Here is a 6544-nt window from a genome sequence, read left to right as displayed (position 1 = left end):
CTGCCCCAGCGATCTTGCACTTCCGGTTGCCGATATGTCGCTACTGCGGCATAAGTACCCGCAGTAAGTGCAAGATCGGCGGAAGTTGAAGCGGTCAACGGGTCGATCATGCAGTTGTGGTGGGCGAAAGGTTGCTTGGTGCCCGGTTTGTGAGGCACCACAACCCCTTGATCGACGCGGGCGGAGCGGCGCAGGGCGGAACTGAGCGGAAGGGGGCGGCACAGGGCAGCGCTAGGCGGCGCAGGGCCGGGCGGCACGGCGCAGCACGAGGCAGCACGGCGCAGCACGCGCTGCGCCGTGGGTGCGGGCGTGGGTGGGCTGTTACGGGTGGACTGTGGGGTGGATGGGGCGGGGCCAGTGGGGGCGGTCGGCGTCGCGCAGGGCTGCGGTGCGGACGGCGGCGAGCTGACGTTCCACCTCGACGAACTGGTCCGCCGGCAGTGGGCCCCGGTGCAGCGCGGCGGCGTTCTCCTCGACCTGGGCGACCGTACGGCAGCCCGGGATCGGGATGGTGCGGCCGCTGCGCGCCCAGATCCAGCCCAACGCGCCCTGGGCGAGGGTGCGCCCGTCGGCGGTGAGCGCGGCTCGGACCGCGCCGACCCGCCGCAGCCACTCCGGTGCCGGCCGGCCACCCCGGAACCACTCCAACCAGCCCGGAGCCAGTCCGCGTACGTCGTCGCGGGGCAGCGTCGACGCGGCCGTGTACTTGCCGGTGAGCAGCCCCATCCCGAGCGGGCCCCGGTTGACGCTGGCCAGGTCGTACTTGTCGCAGACGGCGAGCAGCTCGGGTGCGTCGCGTAGCACCGACAGGGCGTGTTGCACCGCGGTGGCACCGGCGGCGGCGTGCCCGAACGCGGCAGCCCGGTCGGTGCGGTCGGTGCTCCACCCGTACGCGCGGATCAGGCCCTCGGCCACCAGGTCCTCGCAGGTCCCAATCAGCGCCTGCGCCCTCGGCACCGACAGATCGGCCAGGTGCAGCTGATAGAGGTCGATCCGGTCGGTGCCCAGCCGGCGCAGTGAGGCGGTCACGGCACTGCGCAGGTACCCGGGCGACGCGTCCTCGCCGGTGGCCTGCCGAGCGGCCTCGTCGAAGGTGTAACCCCACTTGGTGGCGATCACGGCGTCGTCGCGGCGACCGGCGAGCGCGCGGCCGAGCACCCGCTCACCGTGCCCGGCCCCGTACGTGTCGGCGGTGTCGAAGAGGGTGATGCCCAGTTCGAGTGCCCGGCGTACCGCCCGCACCGACTCGTCGTCGTCGACAGCGCCCCAGCCCAGTGGCTGGGCGCCCTCCGCCCAGGGCCCGCCGATCGCCCAGCACCCCATGCCGAGGGCGCTGACCTCGATGCCGCTGCGCCCCAACACCCGTGTCGTGACTGCCATCGGCCGATCGTGCCACCTTCGGCGGACCGGGGCGTAGCAGATCGGCGGGCGGACACGCGGGCGCACGGGGACGGTCACGGTGCGGCATGATCAACGTGTACGACGGCTCGGGGTCGACATCGGCGCAGTGATCATCCGCGGCGCGGCCGGCGGCGACGGTCAGGACGGCCAGGCGCGGGCGAACAGGTCCCGGGTGTCGCCGAGCAGCTGCGGCAGGACCTTGGTGCGGCCGATCACCGGCATGAAGTTCGCGTCGCCGCCCCAGCGCGGCACCACGTGCTGGTGCAGGTGAGCGGCGATGCCGGCGCCGGCCACCCCGCCCTGGTTCATGCCCAGGTTGAAGCCGTGGGCGTTGCTGACCTTGCGGATCACCCGCATCGCGGTCTGGGTGTACGACGCCAGCTCGGTGGTCTCCGGCACGTCCAGGTCCGTGTAGTCGGCGACGTGACGGTAGGGGCAGACCAGCAGGTGCCCCGGGTTGTACGGGTAGAGGTTGAGCACCACGAACACGTGCTCACCCCGGGCCACCACCAGGCTCTCCCCCGGCGGCAGCTTCGGCCCCCGGCAGAAGGGACAGCCGGTGGGCTTCTCGTAGCCCTCGGCCGGGCGGTCCTCGCCGGAGATGTAGGTCATGCGGTGCGGCGTCCAGAGCCGCTCCAGACCGTCCGCCATGCCGTCACTGTCCGTGTGCCGTTCCACCCCTGTCACGAGCCGATCCTACGGAGCCCCGCAGGCATGCCGCGACACCCGCCGTAGGGAAACCCGGCATTGCAAGTTCTTGACGGATCAAGGCGAAGGCATGAAACTTCCATCCATCCACGTACTTCCATGAATTAATGGAGGGCTACATGTACCGACGGCTCGGCAGATTCCTCGCGGCACTGGCGATGACCGCCGCCACCACAGTGGCCGGCGTCACCCTCACTGCCGGCGCGGCCCAGGCGGACGGCTGCTACACCTGGGGACGCACCCTGTCCCAGGGGGCGTCCGGCGAGGATGTCCGGCAACTCCAGATCCGGGTCGCCGGCTACCCCGGCTACGGCGCGGTGCTCACCCTCGACGGCGCGTACGGCCCGGCCACCCGATCGGCGGTGATCCGCTTCCAGCAGGCGTACGGGCTGCCCGCCGACGGCATCGCCGGCCCCCAGACGTTCAACCGGCTCTACGCCCTCCAGGACGACGACTGCACCCCGGCCAACTTCAGCTACCCCGAGCTGAACAAGTGCAACAGCGACTGGTCCGGCGGTGCGGTCTCGGCGAGCACCGCCCGGTTCAACGCGCTCGTCTCGATGTGGAAACTCCAGGCCATGCGGCACGCCCTCGGCGACGTGGCCATCGCGATCAGCAGCAGCTTCCGCAGCTACGCCTGCAACAGCGCCGTCGGCGGAGCGTCGAACAGCCGACACCTGTACGGCGACGGGGTGGACCTGGTCGGCTCCCCGTCGTTCTGCCGATTGGCGCAGCAGGCCCGCAACCACGGCTTCGGGCAGATCCTCGGCCCCGGCTATCCCGATCACAACGACCACACCCACGTGGCGGCGGTCGGAGGCTGGTCAGCGCCGAACTGCGGCATCTGACACCCCACGCCGACCTCCCGCGCCGGTCCCTCCCGCGCCGGCTTCCCGGCGAAGATCGCGCCCGAACATGGAAGTAGTGGCCTCCCGCACCGGGGAGGCCACTACTTCCTGGATCGAGCACGATCATGCGGCGGGCGGGCGGGCCGCGCCACGCAGACCGCGCGGACGGCCGCGCCACGCAGACCGCGCGGACGGCCGCGCCACGCAGACCGCGCGGACGGCCGCGCCACGCAGACCACGCGGACCGCACCGTGCGGACGGACCGCGCCGCGCCGTGGTCCCGTTACTCCGCCGCGGCGGACGGGCCGATGTTGGTCCGTGAGCTGACCACGTCCAGCACGTGGGTCACCGCCTCGGCGACCGGCACCCCGTTGCGCTGCGAGCCGTCGCGGTAGCGGAAGGACACCGTGCCGGCGGCCACGTCGTCGTCACCGGCGATCACCATGAACGGGATCTTCTGCTGCTGCGCCGTCCGGATCTTCTTCTGCATCCGGTCGTCACCCGCGTCCACCTGGGCCCGGATGCCCTCGGCACGCAGCGCCGCGACAAAGCCGTGCAGGTAGTCGGTGTGGTCCTCGCGGATCGGGATGCCCACCACCTGCACCGGCGCGAGCCAGGCCGGGAACGCGCCCGCGTAGTGCTCGGTGAGCACCCCGAAGAACCGCTCGATCGACCCGAACAGCGCACGGTGGATCATCACGGGCCGCTGCCGGCTACCGTCGGCGGCCTGGTACTCCAACGCGAACCGCTCCGGCTGGTTGAAGTCGACCTGGATGGTGGACATCTGCCAGGTCCGGCCGATGGCGTCACGGGCCTGCACGGAGATCTTCGGCCCGTAGAACGCCGCGCCGCCCGGGTCGGGAACCAGGTCCAGGCCGGAGGTCGCGGCGGCGGTCCGCAGCGCCTCGGTGGCCTCGGCCCAGTCCTCGTCGGCCCCGATGAACTTGGGCGAGTCGTCCCGGGTCGACAGCTCCAGGTAGAAGTCGTCCAGGCCGTAGTCGCGCAGCAGGTCGAGCACGAAGCTGAGCAGCGTGGACAGCTCGCCGGCCATCTGCTCACGGGTGCAGTAGATGTGCGAGTCGTCCTGGGTCAGGCCGCGGACCCGGGTGAGGCCGTGCACGACACCGGACTTCTCGTACCGGTAGACGGTGCCGAACTCGAACATCCGCAGCGGCAGCTCCCGGTACGACCGCCCGCGCGACCTGAAGATCAGGTTGTGCATCGGGCAGTTCATCGCCTTGAGGTAGTAGTCCGCGCCCTCCAGCTGCATGGGCGGGAACATGGTGTCCGCGTAGTACGGCAGGTGACCGGAGGTCTGGAACAGCTGCGCCTTGGTGATGTGCGGGGTGTTGACGAACTCGTACCCCGCCTCCTCGTGCCGCCGCCGCGAGTAGTGCTCCATCTCGCGGCGGATGATGCCGCCCTTGGGGTGGAAGACCGCCAGGCCGGAGCCGATCTCGTCGGGGAAGCTGAACAGGTCGAGGTCCGCGCCGAGCTTGCGGTGGTCGCGCCGGGCGGCCTCCTCCAACAGCTTCAGGTACGCCTTGAGCTCGTCGCGGGTCGGCCACGCGGTGCCGTACACCCGCTGCAGTTGGGGGTTCTTCTCCGACCCCCGCCAGTACGCGGCGGCGGAGCGCATCAGCTTGAACGCGCCGATCAGTCGGGTGGTCGGCAGGTGCGGGCCCCGGCACAGGTCCGACCAGCAGACCTTGTCCTCCTTGGCGTCGAGGTTGTCGTAGATGGTCAGCTCGCCGCCGCCCACCTCCATCACCTCGTCGGTGTCCAGGCCCTCGCCCTTGACCTCGATCAACTCCAGCTTGAACGGCTCGTCGGCCAGCTCGGAGCGCGCCTCGTCCAGGCTGCCGAAGCGGCGGCGACGGAACCGCTGCCCGGACTTGATGATCTCCTGCATGCGCTTCTCGAGCTTGCTGAGGTCATCGGGCTGGAACGGCTTGTCGACGTCGAAGTCGTAGTAGAAGCCGTTCTCGATGGGCGGGCCGATGCCCAGCTTGGCCTCGGGGAAGATGTCCTGCACGGCCTGGGCGAGGACGTGCGCGGTGGAGTGGCGCAGCACGTTGAGCCCGTCGGGCGAATCCAGGGTGACCGGCTCGACGACGGTCTCCTCGGCCGGCGCCCAGTCCAGGTCGCGCAGCTGGCCCTGCGGGTCGCGGACCACGACGATCGCCTTGGGACCGTTCGCGGGCAGTCCGGCTGCGGCCACCGCGTCGGCCGCCGTGGTCCCGGCGGCGACGACGACGGGGTCGGCCACGGCGGGGGTACGGGGTGCGGACACGGTGACTCCTCCAAGTGGTACGAAACGGTGCCGATCCTCGGCTCCTGCCGATGCTATCGGTCGCCCCGCCCCCGACCGGGAAGGGCACCTCCTTACCGCCGACGTTGAACCTTTCGCGCCTCGCAGCCGAACTAGAAGGTGTGGCCGGAAACCGGAACCGGCCACGCCGACACGGATGGGGGCACGACATGGCGAGCACGTACGGCGGTGGCCGTCGGCGGCGGATCGTGGCGGCGACCGCGGTGACCGCCGCTGGGCTGCTGCTCTGGCCTGGCACGGCGTACGCGGCAGACGTGACGACCACCCCGACCGAGGCCCGGCAGGGCGAGGCGGTACGGCTGGAGTTCAGCGTTCCGGAGGAGCGGGCCGGCACGAGGACCAAGCAGATCGAGGTACGGCTGCCGGCCGACGCGCCGATCGCCGAGGTCTACCCCATGTCGGTGGACGGCTGGGCGCCCCGGCTCAGCTCCCGCACCCTGGACAAGCCGCTGCCCGGCATCCACTCCTCCGGGGTGAGCACTGTGACGACCGCGGTGACCTGGGTCCGGGTCGGTGCGAGCGACCCGGGGCCGGCTCGGTTGGCGCTCTCCATGGGGCCGATGCCGCAGGCCGAGCGGCTCACCTTCGAGGTCGTCCAGACGTACGCCGATGGCACTGTGGTCCGGTGGGCGGACGCCACCGGTCCGCACCGGGCCCCGGCGCTGACCCTGCTGCCGGCGGCGCCCGGCGCGGCGGGTCCGGCCGCGCACGGCGGCGGTCACGGCGGCCCGGCGGCCGGCGTGCCCGAGGCTCCGGACAACAATGCGGACGCGGCACCGCCGGCCCGATCGGGCGGCGCGGACGAGGGCAGTGCCGACGGGTTGCTGGCCGCCGGCCTGCTCGCCGGCCTGGGCGGCGGCGCGGCGATCGGCTGGTTGCTCAGCCGGTGGCGCCGACGCGACCCGGGAGAGGCCACCGCGCTCGCCGAGGTGACCGGCGACCCGGACGAGGCCGCGACGCCCGATGCGGCCGCGACCCTGGCCGAGATAACCGGCCGCGCGGACAAGACCACAAAGCCCTCCACGGCGGGTGGCCGCGCGGGCGACGCCACGACGCTCACCGAGACAACTGGCCACGCGGACGAGACCGCGGAGTCCGCCGACCGGACGCCGACCGACCCGCAGCCCGCCGACCCGCAGCCCGCCGACCCGCAGCCCGCTGTCTCCGCGGCATCGCGTTGATCCACTCGGGTTCCCGGAAACCGTGGCATCCCCGCCGCCCGGACGGCCCGATTTGCAGGAAACCGAGTTGATCG

Annotated in this window: 5 protein-coding genes; 2 read left to right on the top strand and 3 right to left on the bottom strand. The window is 71.8% G+C overall.

From position 1 onward, the window contains the following. Window positions 1–321 precede the first annotated feature (321 nt). Complete coding sequence (locus ACGF3C_RS13110) at window positions 322–1380, bottom strand: aldo/keto reductase (protein ID WP_393221627.1); 1059 nt, start codon at window positions 1378–1380, stop codon at window positions 322–324. 159 nt (window positions 1381–1539) lie between these two features. Next, complete coding sequence (locus ACGF3C_RS13105; protein WP_357235289.1) at window positions 1540–2052, bottom strand: HIT domain-containing protein; 513 nt, start codon at window positions 2050–2052, stop codon at window positions 1540–1542. 164 nt (window positions 2053–2216) lie between these two features. Between ACGF3C_RS13105 and ACGF3C_RS13100 the strand changes: the two genes are divergently transcribed. Next, window positions 2217–2957 (top strand): D-Ala-D-Ala carboxypeptidase family metallohydrolase, encoded by a 741-nt coding sequence (locus ACGF3C_RS13100; RefSeq protein WP_393221624.1) that lies wholly within the window; start codon window positions 2217–2219, stop codon window positions 2955–2957. A 283-nt stretch (window positions 2958–3240) separates the two neighbouring features. Here ACGF3C_RS13100 and thrS read toward each other — a convergent pair whose 3' ends face one another. Beyond that, window positions 3241–5250: a threonine--tRNA ligase gene (thrS, locus tag ACGF3C_RS13095; protein ID WP_355007256.1), complete on the bottom strand. Its 2010-nt coding sequence runs from the start codon at window positions 5248–5250 to the stop codon at window positions 3241–3243. A gap of 188 nt (window positions 5251–5438) precedes the next feature. On the opposite strand from thrS, the gene ACGF3C_RS13090 reads away from it, so the two are divergent. Next, window positions 5439–6470, top strand: coding sequence for a DUF1775 domain-containing protein (locus tag ACGF3C_RS13090; protein WP_393221621.1), 1032 nt, complete (start codon window positions 5439–5441; stop codon window positions 6468–6470). Window positions 6471–6544 lie beyond the last annotated feature (74 nt).

It is taken from the genome of Micromonospora sp. NPDC047762 (assembly GCF_043204655.1).
Lineage (GTDB): Bacteria > Actinomycetota > Actinomycetes > Mycobacteriales > Micromonosporaceae > Micromonospora.
Note: the sequence above shows the minus strand (reverse complement) of the source record. Positions and strands in the feature narration are given on the sequence as shown.

Bases quoted from the DNA above. Each gene is read 5' to 3' on its own strand.
- ACGF3C_RS13110 (WP_393221627.1), bottom strand. From the start codon at position 1,380: ATGGCAGTCACGACACGGGTGTTGGGGCGCAGCGGCATCGAGGTCAGC.
- ACGF3C_RS13105 (WP_357235289.1), bottom strand. From the start codon at position 2,052: ATGGCGGACGGTCTGGAGCGGCTCTGGACGCCGCACCGCATGACCTAC.
- ACGF3C_RS13100 (WP_393221624.1), top strand. From the start codon at position 2,217: ATGGAGGGCTACATGTACCGACGGCTCGGCAGATTCCTCGCGGCACTG.
- ACGF3C_RS13090 (WP_393221621.1), top strand. From the start codon at position 5,439: ATGGCGAGCACGTACGGCGGTGGCCGTCGGCGGCGGATCGTGGCGGCG.